At 45.9% G+C, this 18,855-nt stretch carries 20 protein-coding genes; 13 read left to right on the top strand and 7 right to left on the bottom strand.

The window, feature by feature from the left end:
* The first annotated feature begins 62 nt into the window (after nt 1-62).
* The 3 genes from sfnG to Q9R46_RS16015 all read left to right on the top strand — a co-directional run bounded on the left by sfnG (nt 63) and on the right by Q9R46_RS16015 (nt 4,084).
* Nucleotides 63-1,139, top strand: coding sequence for a dimethylsulfone monooxygenase SfnG (sfnG, locus tag Q9R46_RS16025; RefSeq protein ID WP_311280712.1), 1,077 nt, complete (start codon nt 63-65; stop codon nt 1,137-1,139).
* Between the two features lie 122 nt (nt 1,140-1,261).
* Complete coding sequence (locus Q9R46_RS16020; RefSeq protein WP_311280711.1) at nt 1,262-2,467, top strand: acyl-CoA dehydrogenase family protein; 1,206 nt, start codon at nt 1,262-1,264, stop codon at nt 2,465-2,467.
* A 258-nt stretch (nt 2,468-2,725) separates the two neighbouring features.
* Nucleotides 2,726-4,084 (top strand): amino acid permease, encoded by a 1,359-nt coding sequence (locus Q9R46_RS16015; protein ID WP_311280710.1) that lies wholly within the window; start codon nt 2,726-2,728, stop codon nt 4,082-4,084.
* A gap of 78 nt (nt 4,085-4,162) precedes the next feature.
* On the opposite strand, the gene Q9R46_RS16010 is transcribed toward Q9R46_RS16015, so the two are convergent.
* The 5 genes from Q9R46_RS16010 to Q9R46_RS15990 all read right to left on the bottom strand — a co-directional run bounded on the left by Q9R46_RS16010 (nt 4,163) and on the right by Q9R46_RS15990 (nt 8,077).
* The gene (locus Q9R46_RS16010) at nt 4,163-5,182 is read right to left on the bottom strand and encodes a serine hydrolase domain-containing protein (RefSeq protein WP_311280709.1); all 1,020 of its coding nucleotides are present in this window, start codon (nt 5,180-5,182) and stop codon (nt 4,163-4,165) included.
* A 12-nt stretch (nt 5,183-5,194) separates the two neighbouring features.
* Entirely contained in the window at nt 5,195-5,347 is a 153-nt protein-coding gene (locus tag Q9R46_RS16005; protein ID WP_311280708.1) for a hypothetical protein, read from the bottom strand.
* Nucleotides 5,348-5,570: 223 nt separating this feature from the next.
* Nucleotides 5,571-6,404 carry an alpha/beta fold hydrolase gene (locus Q9R46_RS16000; protein WP_311280707.1) on the bottom strand — a complete coding sequence of 278 codons (834 nt, stop codon included), beginning with the start codon at nt 6,402-6,404 and terminating at the stop codon, nt 5,571-5,573.
* A 53-nt stretch (nt 6,405-6,457) separates the two neighbouring features.
* Nucleotides 6,458-6,880 (bottom strand): MarR family winged helix-turn-helix transcriptional regulator, encoded by a 423-nt coding sequence (locus tag Q9R46_RS15995; RefSeq protein ID WP_311280706.1) that lies wholly within the window; start codon nt 6,878-6,880, stop codon nt 6,458-6,460.
* Between the two features lie 126 nt (nt 6,881-7,006).
* Nucleotides 7,007-8,077: an ABC transporter substrate-binding protein gene (locus tag Q9R46_RS15990; RefSeq protein ID WP_311280705.1), complete on the bottom strand. Its 1,071-nt coding sequence runs from the start codon at nt 8,075-8,077 to the stop codon at nt 7,007-7,009.
* Between the two features lie 129 nt (nt 8,078-8,206).
* Between Q9R46_RS15990 and Q9R46_RS15985 the strand changes: the two genes are divergently transcribed.
* Both Q9R46_RS15985 and Q9R46_RS15980 read left to right on the top strand, forming a co-directional pair.
* Entirely contained in the window at nt 8,207-9,316 is a 1,110-nt protein-coding gene (locus Q9R46_RS15985) for a FecCD family ABC transporter permease (RefSeq protein WP_311280704.1), read from the top strand.
* A gap of 1 nt (nt 9,317) precedes the next feature.
* On the top strand, nt 9,318-10,085 hold the full coding sequence (locus Q9R46_RS15980) for an ABC transporter ATP-binding protein (protein ID WP_311280703.1): 768 nt from the start codon (nt 9,318-9,320) through the stop codon (nt 10,083-10,085).
* A gap of 82 nt (nt 10,086-10,167) precedes the next feature.
* Here Q9R46_RS15980 and Q9R46_RS15975 read toward each other — a convergent pair whose 3' ends face one another.
* The gene (locus tag Q9R46_RS15975) at nt 10,168-10,818 is read right to left on the bottom strand and encodes a DUF421 domain-containing protein (RefSeq protein WP_145332286.1); all 651 of its coding nucleotides are present in this window, start codon (nt 10,816-10,818) and stop codon (nt 10,168-10,170) included.
* 190 nt (nt 10,819-11,008) lie between these two features.
* Between Q9R46_RS15975 and rnhA the strand changes: the two genes are divergently transcribed.
* The 7 genes from rnhA (at nt 11,009) to Q9R46_RS15940 (ending at nt 16,761) form a co-directional block, all read left to right on the top strand.
* Nucleotides 11,009-11,668: a ribonuclease H gene (gene rnhA, locus Q9R46_RS15970; RefSeq protein ID WP_145332284.1), complete on the top strand. Its 660-nt coding sequence runs from the start codon at nt 11,009-11,011 to the stop codon at nt 11,666-11,668.
* A gap of 211 nt (nt 11,669-11,879) precedes the next feature.
* Complete coding sequence (locus Q9R46_RS15965) at nt 11,880-12,749, top strand: alpha/beta fold hydrolase (RefSeq protein ID WP_145332282.1); 870 nt, start codon at nt 11,880-11,882, stop codon at nt 12,747-12,749.
* A 295-nt stretch (nt 12,750-13,044) separates the two neighbouring features.
* The gene (locus tag Q9R46_RS15960) at nt 13,045-14,034 is read left to right on the top strand and encodes a serine/threonine protein kinase (RefSeq protein ID WP_311280702.1); all 990 of its coding nucleotides are present in this window, start codon (nt 13,045-13,047) and stop codon (nt 14,032-14,034) included.
* 179 nt (nt 14,035-14,213) lie between these two features.
* Entirely contained in the window at nt 14,214-14,795 is a 582-nt protein-coding gene (locus tag Q9R46_RS15955; protein WP_311280701.1) for a hypothetical protein, read from the top strand.
* Between the two features lie 44 nt (nt 14,796-14,839).
* Nucleotides 14,840-15,745 (top strand): nucleotidyl transferase AbiEii/AbiGii toxin family protein, encoded by a 906-nt coding sequence (locus Q9R46_RS15950; RefSeq protein WP_311280700.1) that lies wholly within the window; start codon nt 14,840-14,842, stop codon nt 15,743-15,745.
* A gap of 16 nt (nt 15,746-15,761) precedes the next feature.
* Nucleotides 15,762-16,202 carry an Imm48 family immunity protein gene (imm48, locus tag Q9R46_RS15945; protein WP_311280699.1) on the top strand — a complete coding sequence of 147 codons (441 nt, stop codon included), beginning with the start codon at nt 15,762-15,764 and terminating at the stop codon, nt 16,200-16,202.
* Nucleotides 16,203-16,221: 19 nt separating this feature from the next.
* Nucleotides 16,222-16,761 carry an RNA 2'-phosphotransferase gene (locus Q9R46_RS15940; RefSeq protein ID WP_145413932.1) on the top strand — a complete coding sequence of 180 codons (540 nt, stop codon included), beginning with the start codon at nt 16,222-16,224 and terminating at the stop codon, nt 16,759-16,761.
* Nucleotides 16,762-16,911: 150 nt separating this feature from the next.
* Here Q9R46_RS15940 and Q9R46_RS15935 read toward each other — a convergent pair whose 3' ends face one another.
* Nucleotides 16,912-17,769, bottom strand: a complete 858-nt coding sequence (locus tag Q9R46_RS15935; protein WP_311280698.1) for an SDR family oxidoreductase — start codon at nt 17,767-17,769, stop codon at nt 16,912-16,914.
* Between the two features lie 555 nt (nt 17,770-18,324).
* Here Q9R46_RS15935 and Q9R46_RS15930 point away from each other — a divergent pair.
* Nucleotides 18,325-18,801, top strand: a complete 477-nt coding sequence (locus Q9R46_RS15930; protein WP_167375605.1) for a DUF6790 family protein — start codon at nt 18,325-18,327, stop codon at nt 18,799-18,801.
* Nucleotides 18,802-18,855 lie beyond the last annotated feature (54 nt).

Raw genomic sequence — 18,855 nt, 5'->3', positions numbered from 1 at the left:
GCTCTGGTAGAGAGGGCCTTGGCCCTTGACTATAAATCATTCCATTGAAGAGGTGATTCAACATGTCCATGCAATTTGCGTATTGGGTTCCGAATGTAAGTGGCGGTCTGGTTATCTCCAGCATCCCGCAAAAAACAGGCTGGTCATTTGAGGATAACGCAAGGTATGCCAGAATCGCAGAAGAAGCGGGCTTTGATTATGCGTTATTGCAAACCAGATTTATGGCCAGCTATGGGGCTGAAAATCAACTGGAAGCCATTGCTCTGGCCTCTGCGCTCGCGGTGGTTACAGAACGTTTGAAGCTGATAGCAGCCATATTGCCAGGATTATGGCATCCCGGTCCGGTAGCCAAAGCGATCACGACAATCGATCATATCAGCCAGGGACGGGTTGCCGTAAATATTGTCAGCGGCTGGTTCAAGGGAGAGTTTCATGGATTCGGAGAACCGTGGCTGGACCATAACGAGCGTTATCGTCGCTCCGAAGAGTTCATCCGTGTGCTGAAGGAGCTGTGGACGCAAGACAATGCCAATCACCAGGGTGACTTTTACCGTATTCATGAAGCGCCGCACAAACCCAAACCGACTGTAATTCCCCCTGTGTTTCAAGGAGGAAATTCAGCGGCTGCACGCGACATGGCTGCACGAGTCTCGGATTGGTATTTCATGAACGGGAATACCATCGATGGTTTCCGTACCCAGATCGAAGATGTGACTGAGCGGGCTGCGTCTTATAACCGCAAGCTGCGATTCGGAGTCAATGCATTTGCCATCGTGCGGGATACGGAAGAAGAAGCGGTGGAGGTACTGCGTCAGATTATTCGATATGCTGACCCCGAGGCGGTGGAGGGCTTCCGCAGTCAGGTCCAATTTGCAGGCAAAGCGTCCCCTGAACAGGAGGGAATGTGGGCGAATTCCAATTTCGACGACCTGGTGCAATATAATGACGGGTTCAAAACAGGTTTGATTGGTACCCCGGAGCAGGTGGCCGACCGTATCATCGAATTGAAAAAGATTGGAGTAGACCTCGTTCTGATCGGCTTTCTTCATTACGATGAGGATATTCAGGCTTTCGGTGAGCAGGTCATGCCGCTGGTTAAAGAGAAGGAGGCTGCGCTGAGCCGGGTTACGGCTACCTGAGCAAACCATCGGTTTTTGATAGACGGAATGGAATCAATTGAATTGGATTGGATTAGATTGGCAATCTGTATCCGTGTTTTTGAGGGATGAGTTTCTGTTTTAATTAGAGGAGAGATGACGCAATGAGTATTCAATCAAACACGATTCACACCCTGCCTGACTATGAGCAATTGAGAGCTGAAATTCGGGGCATTGTCGACGAAGTCATTAAACCACGTGCAGAGCTGATTGACCGTGAGGGACGGTTCCCGCGTGAGAATCTGGCCGTGCTTGCCGAGACCGGGTGGAATGGCGTGCTGATTCCCGAGCGCTTTGATGGACGCGGACTGGATCATGTTGCCTTTGCGATTGCGGCAGAAGAAATTGCCAAGGGATGCCCTTCAACTTCACTGGTGTATGTCATGCATGTCGGAGCCGTTCAGACGATAGCTCTCTATGGAAATGAGGATCAGAAGGAGCGCTGGCTAAAGCCGGTACGCAATGGGGCGATTGGTACGTACTCTACTAGCGAACGTGCTTCGGGAGGTCACTGGTGGTTTAATTTCAGCGAGGCTTCCCGGGACGGAGAGGATTACATTCTGAATGCGGAAAAGTCGTTCACGACAAGCTCGGGACAAGCTGATTTTTATGTAACCCAGACCCGCACGCCAGGAGCACAAACGCCGACAGATGTGAGCTTTTTCCTTGTCGATGGACAACTGGAAGGCATTACTTCGGGGGTATGGGATGCACTCGGGGTTCGGGGGAACCATAGTGGCCCGATCACGTACGAAGGCGTCCGGATTGCAGCCCAGGATAAGCTCGGTACGGAGGGACAGGGACGCGAAATTCTGGAAAGTGGTGTATCCCCCGTATATCTGATCGGTCTAGGCTCCACTTGGCTTGGAGTTGCCGAGGCAGCACTTGAGGCTGCGTCCGAATATGTGAAGGGCATGGTTCATCGCGACTTTAACAAGCGTTTGGCTGATTACCAGATCATCCGCCAACAGTTGGCTGAAGTGAAGGTGCTGATCTCCAGCCTGAAGCCGTGGCAGTTATCTCTTGCGAAGCAGCTGGATGAACTTCAGGCACAGGGAAGACCGCAAGTCGAGCTGTTCCTGCCGCTGGTTGAGTTCAAAATTCATGCTGCGGAAGTAGCTAACAAAGCGACCAAAGCAGCGCTGGATGTTACCGGAGGTTATGGTTATAAAAAAGGCGTGTTTGAACGCCTCTTCCGTGATGCCCGCGCAGGCATCGCCATGGGTCCCTCCAACAACATTGCCAGAGAGTGGATTGGCAAATCCCTGGTCGGTTTGCCGCTGGAGCTGTGGTACGAGGGAGGGGATTGATTCCCCCAAGAAACTGAAAAAGGTAAGGCAATTTCAAGCTACTGTCTGTGTCATACAGGCGGTAGCTTGTTTGCATTTCATGGACCTCGATAAAAATTGAAGTCCTATACGCTTCGAAATCGGATTCATTATAGAAATAATCAAAATAAAAATAATCAAAAAGAATGATAGGTATTCAGGGGAGATTATTATATATTAGATGGTATATTATTTTGCATCAGAGAGAGAGAAAGCACAGAAAGAGAGTGGTGGTGTACCATGCAGCAAGAAACATTAACAAGGGGTCTGAAAAACAGACATGTACAGCTGATGGCAATTGGAGGGGCGATCGGAACGGGGTTGTTTCTCGGGGCGGGCAAAACGATCCAGCTAACCGGTCCATCCATTCTGCTGGCGTACATCATTACAGGCATTGTCTTATTCCTGATCATGAGGGCGCTTGGAGAGCTGCTGCTGAGCAATTTGCAATATCATTCCTTTGTGGATTTCGTGCGTGATTACCTGGGAAATATGGCGGCGTTTATTACGGGCTGGACCTATTGGTTCTGCTGGATATCCATCGCGATGGCTGATATTACGGCTGTTGGTTTATATACACAGTTCTGGTTTCCCAATATTCCTCAATGGATGCCGGGATTAATTGCGCTGGTTATTTTACTTGTAATGAATCTGGCGACGGTCAAGCTGTTCGGGGAGATGGAATTCTGGTTTGCTCTCATTAAAGTGCTCGCTATTCTGGCGTTGATCGTGGTGGGGCTGTATATGATCTTTACAGGTTTTACAACCAACCAGGGCTCAGCAAGCTTTACTAACCTGTGGAGTCACGGGGGCTGGTTTCCGAATGGAATGCATGGCTTCATTATCTCGTTTCAGATGGTCGTTTTTGCATTTGTGGGGATGGAACTCGTCGGATTGACCGCAGGAGAGACGGAGAATCCCGAAAAGGTCATTCCAAAAGCTATTAATCAGATTCCGATTCGGGTACTGCTTTTCTACGTGGGTGCTTTGTTCATTATTATGAGCATCTATCCTTGGAGTGCGATTTTGCCAACCGAAAGCCCGTTTGTGCAGGTATTTGCCGCAGTGGGGATTGCGGCGGCTGCTGGTGTGGTGAATTTCGTAGTGTTGACCTCCGCGGCATCCGCATGTAACAGTGCGATTTTCAGTACAAGCCGGATGATCTACTCCATGGCGAAAGATCAGAACGCCCCTGATTCGTTTGCGCGTGTAAATAAAAGGAAGGTTCCAGCCAATGCGCTATTTTTCTCCACGATTGTCATCTTTATTGCGATTGTGCTGAACTACATCATGCCGGAAGGGGTATTCACACTGATTACCAGCGTATCAACGGTATGTTTTATATTTGTCTGGGGAATCATGGTGATCTGTCATTTCAAATATCGTCATACGCAGCCCGAACTGGCAACTCGCAGCCGCTTCAAACTGCCGCTTTATCCGTTTTCAAACGTTTTGATTTTAGCTTTTCTCGCGTTTGTGCTGGTGGTATTGGCACTGGCTGAGGATACACGGATGGCGTTATTTGTCACGCCAGTTTGGTTTATCCTGGTTGCCGGGATTTATCTTTTTAAGAAGAGAAACTCGGGTAGCAACAACTAGCAGAACCTAGCTTCGTTATTGAATAGACCCGTCCAATGCTGATTGGGCGGGTATTTACGCTCTTTATATTGATGCTCTTTATATTTTTGCAGTCTTTTTGCTCTCCCGAATGCCTGCATAGATCGCATCACAGATATCGGTAGTGAATTGGCCTGACATTCCTTCAAGTGCCGTATTGGTGAATGCTGCAACACTAAGTTCTTCTTTGGGATCAACAAACCAGGAATGACCGTAGGTTCCACCCATCCGCCACGTCCCCGGAGATTCGGGTGTACCAGCTGCAACAGGGTCTTTGAGTATCGTAAACCCAAGCCCAAACCCTCTTCCCGGCCAATACGGCATCTCGAGTTCACCGATTTGATTCACAGCCATCTTGGTGGCAACAGCTTCCGTAAGAATAGGCTGTCCTCCTTGTCGCAATGTCTCAAGTAAAGTAAGAAAATCTCCGGCACTCCCAACCATACCCGCTCCGCCTGATGCATAGACAGAAGTGTTATTCGCACGGTTAGGGGCAAGCTGGAAACCGGCAGTACCTTCAATAAAAGGAACCTGCTCTAACTCATTATGGAGAAGACGAGGCTCATCAGAACCATCGGCATATGCAGCGGTCAACCGATTCGAATCGACGGCAACAAAATCAGTGTCGGTCATGTGAAGAGGATGGGTAACCAACAATTGGACAGCTTCTCTTAATGACATTCCGGTTACCTTTTCAATAACGGCTCCGAGTACATCTGTCGCGATGGAATATCTCCACATGTTTCCTGGCTCATACAAAAGAGGAACAGAAGCAAGCCTTTGGAGATTCTCCTCCAGACTAATTTCAGATAAATCCATACCATCCGAGACCCCTGCACGTTCATAAGTGCCTTGGTCTTCCTGGAAGAAGCGATAGGTCAAACCTGCGGTGTGTGTCATCAACTGCTGAATTGTGATTTGAGCTTCCTGACCATGAGGAAGCTTGGGCCGGAATGCAGGCAGCCAGTGAATCACCGGATCATGCAGATTCAGCTTTCCCTGGGATACCAATGCCAGAGCCGCTGTCGACACAATGGGTTTAGTTACGGAAGCAAGTCGAAACAAGGCATTTTCCGTCATGGTACGCTTTTCCTACCTGTCTGCATAACCAGCCGCCCGGCTGTAGATAACTTCTCCTTCGAATGCAACCCGTACAACCGTTCCTACGATTCTTTTTTCGATGATGGCGCGGTCAATGGCCTGATCCACATAAGTTTGAAATCTTGTTGCGTGTATTTCTTCCATTTCTCTTTTCCTTTCCTCTACTTTAGTAATTAATTATTGCGACTGTGCTTATTATATAAATAATGAATGTTGTATTACATAACTTACTAAAGGTATTGAGGAGGATTTTCAAATAGATTTAAGGTTATTATTAGACAAATCTTAACTATTCAAAGATGTGATTTATATGGACGAAATAGACCCGCATATTCGGTTTCAGTTCAATCTTGTGGAAGTAGAGAATTTACTGGTAATGTCTGTTCAACCACTCGAGTATTAAATTGACGGCTTCCTTATATCGCTGACCCACAAGCAACCCCGTATGTGTTGTATCCCAAAGCCCGGCATAACTGGCTCCTAGCTGCTTCGCGGTGAATTGTCCTCTTTGATGCTCGTCTTCTGACAACACAGCTTTAATCACCAGACTGGGACAAGTAATCAGATTCCCGTCAATAGATATTCCTTTTGCCCCGCAGAGGACGGAAAAGGTTCGGAATGCTTTTGCCGACTCCATTTGCAGATAGTGCCGTTGAAATTCGATATCCTCTACGGTTTCATCAATCGTTTCGTTCTCCTCACGTAAAGGTGCTGACATGATTATTCCTGGTTCAATTCGATCCGTTTCAGGGTAGGGTAGGGCATCATGAACTTCTTTGCTAATACTGGTGTCGATGATAATCAGACCTGCCAACTCAGCGGTCTCTGCAATCTTTTGACTGAGTATACCGCCCATGCTGAAGCCCACCAATATAGGAGGTTCATCAAGCAGGGACAGCACCTCACGAATGTCTTCCAAATAATCCTCCACCGAAATTTGAGTCATGTCCATCACCCGGCTTCTAAAGTGGCTTCTGAGATTCATTGCATAACAAGTCCATCCATGCTCGACAAAGTGGGGGAGGTACTTACTCCACATCCAGCTGCCTGTGTATGCCCCGTGAACAAATAAAAGCGGAGGAGATGTGCCCATCGTTTTTGTGGTTAATGCTTGATTTCCCTTATAAACTTCAACGTAAAGCTCGTATTTTCCAATGTGCTGCACTTCATGTTCAGGTAAAAATTGGGTGTAATCTGTCATATAAAATCCTCCTTGATAATTAGTTTGATATCAAACTATTAATCCAAAAAAAATTAAAAGTTATCGTGAATTTTGATCAATATGCGAAGCAGTTCTTTTTTCTCAACGTCTGTAACATTTGCATAAAAGGTGTCCAGCAATCGCTGTGAGATATCCTCAAAGATAGGTTGTAATGCTTCGCCTTTGGTAGTCAAAGCGACATGAACGATGCGTGAATCGGCTGCATCTCGCTCTTTGGCGACGTATCCGGTTCGTACCAACTTGTCCACAAGTGCGGTTACCGTTGATTTATCTTTGCGAATGTTCTTTGCAATCTCCGCCATGGTCATATGCTGATGATTATAGAGGGCGTAGATGATATCTCCATGGGATGTAGCCAGATCGTGGATGCCCTGTTCGGCCATTTCGGTCAAAATAAATCGACTGGTTTTCTCTTTAATTTTGGATATAAGTGAAACAGCATCTCTTGTTTTCATAATTGTAATATAATTTGATATCAAACTAATGTCAAGCATAGGCCCAGGAACAGGGGAAGAAGCCTCTCTTGTTCCCGGGTCCGTCCATGCATGATGTAATTGACTTGTGCAGTAGAGATGCCAAATTTATTGGATCGGATTAGCCTTCATTTCTTTTTCCATTTTTTCAACACCGTCAATAATTTGATATCCGTATCCCCAGAACTGGCTGAAATCGGTCACGTAGATTTGTTTGTTCTGAATGGCCTTCATGCTTTGCAGCGCAGGGTTGGCATATAGATTTTGAATCAGCTTGTTGATATCGGGTGATCCGCTGTAAGCCGAGAGCAGCAGGTAATCCGGATTCGCTGTAATCAACTGTTCTACGCTGACGTCACCTTGTATGCCATCAAATGCATTTTTCAGCTTCAACAGGCTGAGTGCATCAAGCTGATACGTATCGTTCTGCATGCTGCTTACGGTAATGCTGTCTTCTGTAGCGGGTACGATATACGCGAAGCTGTGCTCCGGCTGATCAGCGACACTGGCTTTGATCGCCTCCGTCCGTGTTTTCAGGCTGTCGATAAATTGTGTGGCTTTTTCCTGTACATCAAAGATAAGACCAAGCTGCGTAATATCGCTGTAGAGGTTTTCGAGCGTTCCCTTGTGATTGGTCGTTTGCATGAAGGTACGGATGTTCATCTCATTCAGTCCGTCTACGCTTCCCACACCCCAGTCAGCGTCTGCAAACAGATCACCTCGTCCAAAGACCAGATCCGGGCTGGCGCCAACAACAAGCTCCTTGCCCACGTAATTCTCGGACAACACTGGAATCTTGGCGAATTCGTCCGCTACATCGGGTGTTACCGCGCCATAAAGTGCAGCAACCCCAACCATTTTATCCGTCAGGCCCAGCTTGATCAGCATTTCGGCAGCGGATTGAGTATTGGCAACAACACGCTCGGGTGCCTTATCAAACACCTGTGCTTTGGGTTTCCATTCTCCGCCTTCACCAGACATAGAGAAGTTTTCGACGGTAAGCGGATAGGTCGTTTGATTAGCCGTTCCCGCAGGTGCGGCAGCTTCGGTTGTCCCTGTTTGGGAAGCCGTATTTTCGGCTGTGGATGGTGTGGACGTATTAGATGAACATGCTGACAGCAACAGTAATAACAGAGTTAGCGCAGCGAATAAAGTGGTTCTGGACGAGCGTTTCAACATGGTAATAACCCCTTTTTGTTTGTATATTAATTGACAAAGATAATCATTCTCAATTATAATCCGGGAAAATACTTTGTAAATAGCTAATTTAAGTTTCGCACAATTTTAATAGAATTCATGGGGGAAGAAATGGCACAGACGATTCAGGCTGGCACACAGCACTTGGGGAAAAAAGAATCCCTAATTCACAGTAAAACAGGTTTTACCCTACTTATTGCAGCATTAATCGTGATGGTACTAATTTCAGCAGGGTTTGCCGTCTCTATTGGACAAGTTCGTATTCCGCTCGGAGAGTCCTACCGCATTCTTTTAGCCAAAATAACGGGAATGGAGTGGGGAGGAAAGCCGCTTGCAGCAGGCTCCTTCACGGATATTATCTGGCAGATTCGCTTCCCGCGTGTATTAATGGCAATGTTTATCGGTGCGGGGCTCGCCTTATGTGGTGCCGTTATGCAGGCGGCTGTGCAGAATCCACTGGCGGACCCTTACATCCTTGGCATTTCCTCAGGAGCCTCGCTCGGGGCTACCTTTGCGATTCTTATCGGTTTTGGTGCAATTAGCTGGCTAGGACAGACTGGCGTTGCCTTTTGGGCGTTTGCCGGAGCTATGGGTGCATCTTTGCTTGTTCTGACACTGGCCGGAATCCGGGGCAAAATGACGTCAGTCAAGCTGGTGCTGGCGGGTATGGTTATTAATGCACTATGCAGTGCGTTTTCCAACTTCATTATCTATTTTGCGAATAATGCAGAGGGCATCAAAACAGTCACATTCTGGACGATGGGCAGTCTTGCCGCTTCCGGGTGGAACAAGCTGCCACTAATAGGCATAGTCGTGCTTACCGCCATATTGTTTTTCCTGTTGCAGTCCCGTGTGTTAAACACGATGTTACTGGGGGATGAAGCTGCAGTTACTTTGGGTATTAACCTGAGTGTATATCGCAGACTGTATATGATATTAACTGCACTCGTGACGGGTGTGATGGTTGCTAGCTGCGGCATGATCGGTTTTGTCGGATTAATCATTCCTCATATCGTGAGAGGGATCGTCGGTTCGGACCATCGTAAAGTGATGCCTGTTTCGGTATTGTTTGGCGCGATATTCCTGATTTGGACAGACGTCATTGCGAGATCGCTAATCTCGAGCGTTGAACTGCCCATCGGAATTATTACGGCGATGATTGGTGCACCGATGTTTATGTACATGCTTGTCAAAAAAGGCTATGGCTTTGGAGGAAAATAACATGCAACTAACGGTCGATAACATATTTTTTTCCGTGCAGGATACGGATATCGTGCGTGATATCTCCCTTCAGGTGAGAGAGAAACAATTCGTCGGGCTAATTGGACCGAACGGCTGCGGCAAATCGACGTTGCTCAAAAGCATTTATAAAGTCATTAAACCGAAGCAGGGCAGCGTTATGCTGGGAGATACCGATATTCTGAAATCAAGTCCCAAAGTCACGGCCAGGCAGATGGGGGTTGTAGGTCAGTTTAACGAATTAAGCTTTGATTTTACCGTTCGTGAGATGGTTATGATGGGGCGTACACCGCACAAAAAGTTGCTGGAGACCGATAATGCAAAGGACGAGCAGATTGTGGAGATGGCACTGGAAAAAGTACAGCTGACCGGACATGCAGGCCGCAATTATACGTCTCTGTCCGGCGGGGAGAAGCAGCGTGTCATTCTGGCTCGTGTACTTGCGCAGCAACCGGAATTTCTGATTCTGGACGAGCCGACCAATCATCTGGATATCAAGTACCAGCTACAAATATTGAATATTGTTCGCGGACTGGACATCGGCATTTTGGCAGCGCTGCATGATCTTGAACTTGCGGCAGCCTACTGTGATTATCTCTATGTTGTCAAGCAAGGGCAAGTTGTTGCTCATGGCACTCCTGCCGATATTTTGACTCGTGAGATCATTGGCGAGGTATTTGAGGTGGAATGTGAGATTTACCAGAATCCGGTCACCGGAGGTTTGGGAATTGCCTATTTGAGCACACGATAATCCGGAATTCGGAGATGTAACTATAGAATTCTTTCGTTCGCGCCGTAGTCCTGAAGGACGTCGGCTTTTTCTTTTTTTACATCTATTCCAGCCTGGAGTCTACTCGATGTGAATGCTTCCCGCTGCTGACCTCTTCAAAAATATTAGCCGAATCTTCATCTTCACTTCCACGGTTTGCCGAACCCTTACTCTGCTTCTCTTCGGGCCGTTGTTCAAACAAGGACATCCCGCCACTGGATCGAGCCAAGCCATAGCTTTGCAACAATTGCTCCAGATCTTTTACAGTGACGGGGCGCGCTTCCGGTTTCAGAACATAGCCAAGCTGGCCATTCGGTTCAACGGTGGCCGTTTCCAGGTCATTTACACTTCGGATACCCGCCTGTCTTAGATGCATCTCGAGCTGATCTATCGTATACCGCATTCGTTTCAGATTCGGAATAATGATTTCCCCATTCTCAACAACTACTCTGGAGCTGCCGCTCATCATACGTTCGAACAGATTGGATTTCATCTGTAATTGCTCCACAACGAGCAAAGTTACAATAAATACGGCAGCGGAGCCAATCGCTTTGCCCAGTTCATGATTGGCAATCGGCTGTACGATGGTTGTCCCGATCGAGATCATAATAACGGTTGTTGCCACACTCATCTGTGAGATAGATTTACGCCCTGCGATGCGTAGCAGGATCATACCAACGAGAACAAGCAAGACGGATTTCCAGATCCAATCCATGCAAGACATCCTTTCTTTTCCTAATTGAACGCTGATTATTAGACTGTTCCGGGATGCGAGGGAATATACCATATTCAACCGTTCTGTTTATTCCTCTGTTCTGATGCTGAGACCAATAATGAACTTTCATTTTAACTACTTCTTCGTTTACAATAGGATATTGATGCAGTAAACAAAGGAGCGGTTACGCATGGCGAAACAGAAATATTACGTGGTATGGGAAGGAAAGAAACCGGGCGTATACAGCACTTGGGCGGAATGTAAGGCTCAGACGGATCAATATGCCGGAGCCAAATATAAATCATATGAATCCAGGGAAGCCGCTGAAGCAGCGTATCGTGCTGGCTGGAAAGGGAACTGGGGTTCAAGTGCAGGTGGCGCTTCCAAGTCCAAGTCGAAGTCAGGCAGTAGCGGCAGAAGTGCCGGGATGGAGACATCAGAGGAAGTGGACTATGATAGCATCTCTGTTGATGTAGGCACACGAGGCAACCCAGGGCCGGTTGAATACAAAGGTGTGGATACCCGCACAGGTGAGGTGCTTTTTTCCGTCGGCCCGATCTCGAAAGGCACCAACAATTTGGGAGAGTTTCTGGCGATTGTGCATGCTCTGGCTTATCTCAAAAAAGAAGGTAGTAACAAAACCGTTTACACCGATTCGGTCAATGCGATGAAATGGCTGAAACAAAAAAAAGTTGCGACAACACTGCCGCGTGACAACTCGACGGAAGAAATCTGGTTGATGATTGACCGGGCAGAGCAGTGGCTTCGAACGAATACCTATACCAATAAAGTGCTCAAATGGCAGACGAAGCAGTGGGGCGAGATCAAGGCGGATTATGGCCGGAAGTAATACTTTCATTTCAATTAAAAAAAGATATGCATGTCTATTAGAAACGATATTTACAATTTCCAATTTCCATTCTATAATCATCAGCATATGATAAGTCGCACATATGGAGGAGCCTGTCATTTTAACAGGCCCTCTTTATCTTTTTGGGCCGGGAATATCCGGAATTGATCACTGGAACAGGTGAGATGAGTACACATTGCAGGAGGCAGACATGAGTTCCATTTATAAAAGTGAAGAAGGCAAGAGCAGTATTCTGGAAGAATACGAAATTTATTTGAGTGAGCTGGGTGAAGGATTTACAAGAGAGTATGTGGAGACACGTTTTGGGAAAACACATGTGTTGCTGACTGGACCGGAAGATGGCAAGCCGTTATTTATTCTTCAAGGTGGCAATTGTGTGAATCCGATGACGTTGTCCTGGTTCTCTTCCTTATTTCAATCCTATCGGATTATCGCGCCGGATACGATTGGTCATCCCGGGTACAGCGAGGAAACGAGTATTTCGGCTCGTTTTGACAGCTTGGCGATGTGGGTATCCGATCTGCTGGATCATTACAACATTGAACAAAGTGCGTTCATCGGTCCTTCATTTGGCGGCGGCATCATTCTGAGATTGGCTACGTATATTCCGGAGCGTATTGCATGCTCGGTGCTGGTAGCTCCGGCGGGTCTTGCGGTCAACTCCAGAATGAAAACGGCTCATGATATTACACTTCCACTCGTTAAGTATCGTATGACTTCTTCGCCAGCTTCTTTGCAAAAGATTACGGATAACCTGTCATGCCATTGTATGAAGGAAGCAGATAAAAACTTGATCGGCAAAATATTCAAATATGTCAGCCTGGAGCAGGATTTGCCCAAACTTGCAGAGCGGGAAGAACTTGAAAATTATACCTCGCCTACATTACTTCTGGTGGGTGAGAAGGATGTCTTTTTCCCAGGAGATAAGTGTATTGACCGTGCTCAGAAAATTATTCCGAATGTTCAGGCGATCAAATATGATACAGGCCACTTCCCTTCTCAGGATGTACTAAGAGAGATGAATGAGGAGATTCAGCAATTTTTAAATAAGCACTATTAGAGGCGCTTAGCATAGGAACATGGGGCAGTTCGCATTTTTATGAACAAATTAACGAAACTGCCCCTTTTGTCGATACTATGTATAGGAGAGTGATTTCATCTCTTATATAGAAAACGGAAGCTTGAACGAAACTGCACTTTTTGCAAAAAAATGTTTCAAACGGTGATGTTCGGTTTATAAAGATGGTTAGCAATGATTCGACTGTCTGGTTGGATTTATTTCCGATGAGTTCAAGGATCAAATTCGTCGTTATGCGGCAAGTCTTCCGATCGACAAGCTTGAAAAGAGGTTTGGGATGAGAAAAAATAACTGGAATATGGCTTTGCAACGCAATGTCATTTTGAATGATACATATCAGGTAAGACAGGTATTAACTAGTAGTGAATTAGCGATTGTGTATGTTGGGCGGAATCGGCATACAGGTGCCAAAGTCGCTATAAAGGAATTTTTCCCCCATCGGATTGCTGCACGTCAGTCAGACAAGCGCAGTGTATTTTGTGCATCCCGAGGATACGGCGGACAATTCCATGAACTGTTATCTGTATTTCTTCAGGAGGGTGAGTTGTTGTCATCTCTTAATCATCCTCACATTATTACATATGTGGATCATTTTGAGGCCAATGATACGGGATATCTGATCACAGAATATTGCGCCGGCATGATCTTGACCGATTATTTACAGGAGCGTAACCATGCGCTGCAACCCGAGTTTATTACCGATACGCTACTGCCGCTCGTGGATACGCTGGATTACATTCATAAACAAGGCATTCTCCACCGGGATGTCAAACCTTCCAATGTCATGGTGATGGAGGATGGCACGCCCAAATTGCTGGACTTTGGTGCAGCTGTGCGCTGGCCGATGCAGACTGGAGCAAAACAGGCGATTTTTACCTCTAAAGGGTATTCGCCGCTTGAATTTTATTCCGAGAAAGCAGTTCAGGGACCCATGTCAGATATCTATAGTTTGTCTGCCTTGCTTCATTACTGGACTTGTGGTCAGCCGCCTATGGATGTGAAGCAACGTTTGTTCCAGGATGAATTGCCATCCGTGCGCAAGCACAATGAATATGTCAATCCGTGGCTTGCCCGGGTCATTCATTGGGGACTTATGGTGCGTTCGGAGAAGCGTTGTACCTCTCTGTTTTGGGTGAGAAGATCACTTCGCATTCAGGCCTTGGTGTGGAAGGTTCGCAAACCAGGTATGGTGGAGTGGATGCATGAGGAAAATGAGCATACTCAAGTCTATGAGCCGGAGCCGAAGAACCAACATGAGACGGCCTGACCGTGGTGAGTTTCAATAAAGTGGAGTAAGACTGCGTTGCGTATAGCTGGTGTTTAAAGGAGACCAAATCGACTCTATCTGCGGAGAAGATTTGGTTTTTTTACTATTTTGGGTTTTACTATAATAAAGGTAGAGTTAATTTAGTATAAGCACGTTGGAAGAAAGAGGGTTGTGAACGAATGGAGTTTGAATTTCATGTTACCCTAAGTGACCTGAGCCAGCAAGAAAAGCAAGCCTTTATCCGTATCTGTAACGAAGAGAATGTGAAACCGGTCCTGATCGAGCTCGATCAGGGAGAGCACATCCATCAACCCATGATTACGGGCATTGTCCATAGCGAGGATTTTCAGGATGTACAGCGTGTCATTGAAGAGATTTCAATAACATTTAGGAATAACGGGTTCACTGTGGTACGTACAAAAGTAGAGATACCGGCTAAGGAGGAACGGTTTTTCAAACAACCGATAGTGCCTGAGTCCAGACCTTATTTTGAGTGGCATGGTAAGGTTCAAGTCGAAGATGTGAATAGGCTGAAGCATATATGTGCGGGGACAGAGGGGCATATCTCCCGTAATTCGCTCCATAAGAATGGCAGTATAAGGTTTGTAACTGTGCGTGAGTATAAGCATGCAGATCATTTTTATCGTAGCGTTGAGAAAATTCATAACATTTTGCAAAGCAATCAAATTGAACTGCTCAAGCAACAATATGAGCTGTGTATATATGATAGTCGGGAAGAGTTGGATCGGGGCTGGATCTGATTGAACCAGCTTGATGTGTTTAAGATAAGATTGGAGGAAAAGTTGTGACCAGAAACGGGAATGAGATACCCATACATCGCTTCAATGAAGACGAGAGATTACTTATTGTTTTGGAAGCGCTATTGAAACGGGCTACGTTAGTCCATTCATCCTTTATTTTGAAAGGTAGCCTGTTAACGAGACAGTACTTGGAGAATCCAAGGCTGCGCTATGCTGAGGATATCGACTTTTTGTATAAAGGCACGATTGAACATGCGGATCAGGCCAAGCAGATTTTTACGGATTGGATGATTCAGGTGACTGAACTTGATCTGAATGATGGAGTCCATTTTCGCAGCTTTCGGGAGAATGCATTCTGGCGTGAAATTGATTACGCAATGGATGATGACTTTCCAACGGTGAATACCGATATCGCCTATGCGATCCAGAGTGAGTCCAGTGAAGGGAATCGGTATGAAGATGAGCTTTTTCTTGATATCTCATTTAATCTGAAGCTGGATGCAGAGTCTGTGGAGTTAAACTACCAACCGTTAAGAGGTGAGCCTTTTGTGGTTCCCTACACGGTTCCGCTGTCCACTCAAGTCGCTTGGAAGTTGCATCAGACGATTGTGAGGCCGAGGTTCAAGGATCTATATGATCTGCAGTATCTCGTATCTCACCCGTCCTATGACGAGCAGGCTGTAGAAGATACGCTGCAGACACTCGTCAATGAATGTAGCATGACGGCTAGTATTACGAGTGAAGATATGAAGAAAATATTAGTCGAAGATTTGCATCCACTGTATCGAGGTCTGGAAAATGATTATCTATTGAAGCAGCTTGCAGGGGAACGGGTACCTGAAATTTATTTTATGGAAGTTGCTACTCGCTTGCGAAAAGCGCTGAATCGTGCGGGTATCCATCAAGAGGCTTTCAAACATCTGCCGTCCCCGATATGGAATAAAGGATAGAACGGAGAATATGGATATGAATGATTTTATGAACAAGGATGATCAGAATGATGTTATTTTGGGCGCAGCAGCCCATGAACTGGAACAGATGGTAGAACAGGTCTGCGAACTGATTGGCACACCACTCGCAAAAACGACAGAACTGCAACGTCAAGTGCTTGCCGCTTTTGGTTTTGGTGCGGTGTACAGCATTACGCATCGTGACCGTCTGGCCGAACCCCATGCTCATGCGCTGAGCATTCGGATGTTGATCAAGCCGTTTAATTACAGTGAACAACAGGCGGTCGATTTTGCTGACGATCTGATTCGTGTTGCATCCAATGAAGAGGTTCATCCGGTGATGAATACGATTATTCATCGCGGTATTAATGGACATATCCAGTTTACGCAGGAGGATGACGAGGCACTGGCAAGTAATATTCAAGAGATTTTGGCGGCAGTACAGCAACAAGGATAGATGAGAGAAGGTGAGAGACATCGACTACATGAAATTAAGCAAAGAGCTTTCCTATGCATTGAGACATGCGCCATGGGAATACGAGCTTGAGCTGGATGAAGAGGGATGGGTAGAGATTTCACAACTGCTCGTCGCTTTGCACGAAAGCCCGGGGTGGCGTAATGTAACAGAAGATGATCTGCAACATATGATTGCGGTTTCCAATAAAAAGCGGCACGAGATCAATACTGGCCGAATTCGTGCACTTTATGGTCATTCTACGCCGCAAAAAATATCCAAAATAGCTACACAACCTCCCGAATTGTTGTATCACGGCACACCCGTACGTGCTGTGTCCTCCATCATGGAGCACGGTTTGCAACCACGGCAACGGCAGTATGTGCATCTATCGGCTGATATGGATACGGCACGTCAAGTTGGACAAAGGCGAGATGATCAGCCTGTTATCCTGCGCATTCAGGCTGGGCAGGCCGCACGTGAAGGTATTCTTTTTTACCATGGCAACGAGAGTATTTGGCTGGCTGATGTGATTCCTGCGCATTATATTGAGCAAGGTTAATCAATTCGTTAGGTTAAAAAATGTGTAAGTTTTGTTTGAAGAGCTCCATAATAATGTATACGAAAAGGGTTGTTCCCCGTCATCATGTGACGTATGGAACAACCCTTTTTCTATATCCTGTATGTTGCCGTGAGGGCAATCATGACGAATTTATTTACCCAAAATAGCTTTAAAACCTTCACTTAACGGTTGAGCCGGACGTCCAAGCAATGTTTCAAGTGCATCACTCTCTACAGCTAGAGCACCTTGGCGGAGCGCGCTTTGCATTTCAACCAGCATGGATACAACAAAATCAGGCAAACCTGCACCTTTCATGATGTCCGCATAAGCTGCATCGTCGACGTTTTGTACGTTAATCTCCTGCCCCAACACTTCACCAGCAATGGCAGCAAGCTCAGCTTGTGTGCGCAGTTTACCAGACAATTCATAGACCTTGTTCTCATGTCCTTCGCCTGCAAGTACAGCAGCAGCTGCTTCAGCATAATCACGTCGAGTTGCCCAGCCAACCTGGCTGTCATTCGTGGCATGAACCCAAGGAGCACCATGTGTTACCGCCTGTACACTGCCAGCTTCATTTTCAAGGTACCAATTGTTACGCAGGAATGTATAAGGGATGCCAGACTCACGAATTGCTTGTTCTGTCTTGCGGTGTACCTCAGCAAGGGAGAGCGGGTTATGCTCGGCGTTGACTACACTTGTATAAGCGATATAACCGACACCTGCTTTTTTGGCCGCTTGAACAGCAGTCTGATGCTGACGGATACGTGTCTCGTTATCACCGTCTGTGGAGATCAGTAACAGGCGGTCTACACCGGCAAAAGCTTTCTCCAAAGTTTCCGGTTGATCGAAATCCCCTTGACGAACGTCTACACCCTGCGAGAGCAATACTTCTGCTTTTTCTGGTGAACGAACACTAACAGCCAAGTCTGTTGCAGCGGTTGTCTTCAACAACGCCTCCACAACCAGTGAACCAAGTTTACCTGTAGCACCTGTAACTAACAATTTCATTTTGTTTCCTCCTAAAATGTAGTTTGCATCATTAGCAGCTTCATAGTCATTGTTTAACAATCGTGTATGTACAGCCCCCTATAGAGTATTAGGGTAATACAACTTCCAAGGAGTAGCTGTGGATGTGTAAAACGAAAATGTATATCTATGTAACTATAATAGTTACATAATAAAATGTTGTCAAATTTTATTATCTATAAAGACGACTAAAGTAGTCTGAATATATGGGTAAAAGGAATCAACCAGTGGTAATTAAATTATTTCAACTATGGGATAAATGAGAGGTGGTTCTTTTGGAGTGTTAAAAAAGAAACATATATTGGTTGAATATATGTAAAAATGGTATATAAGTCCCAAAAATTTCAAGTTATATAGAACTAAGCATGATAGAATCATTGCGTATAAGAGAAGGGAAATGGTAAAAACTTCGACAAAATAGAAAATTATGTACGAATTGACAAATGTAAAAGCGATTATATAATGTGGGTATCTACAAATTAATTCATTTAGTTACAAATGATTCCAAAATAACAAATTGGCAGGAGTGAAACAGCGATGTGGTTTTTGGTTCTATGGTTATTTGGGCTTATTTCAGGAACAATTCATCTTTGGATGCTTGGTTTCCCTGGCGAAATGAGCGAGATTAGCAGAGTGTTATTGCTTCATCAGTTTGTGGTTACATTTGGACTTGTAGGTGTTATTGGTTACGTCGTTAACATTGCTAGAGCAGAACAGACAGCCAAAATGCTAGGTTGGCCAGGAGGGCCGTTTCAGGTCAAATATGGATTCTCGCAAGTCGGACTTGGCGTTATGGGCATTATGGCGATCTGGTTTCAAGGGAACTTCTGGGTTGGTGTATTGGTTACGATGTACATATATGGTTTAAGTGGTCTGTGGTCACATACTTATGTCATGATCAAGAATCGCAAGGCAGATGGAGACAGTATCGGCAATTTGATAATGGATGTTGTCTATCAAACGTTTATCACCGTTCTATCCATATGGGCTGGTGGCATCTGGGTAATGAGCTAGACAGGGACTGGATTTATGACAACACAGCTTGAATCTCAATTAATGAATGAGGTG

It is taken from the genome of Paenibacillus sp. RRE4, assembly GCF_031844205.1.
Lineage (GTDB): Bacteria > Bacillota > Bacilli > Paenibacillales > Paenibacillaceae > Paenibacillus > Paenibacillus xylanexedens_B.
Note: the sequence above shows the minus strand (reverse complement) of the source record. Positions and strands in the feature narration are given on the sequence as shown.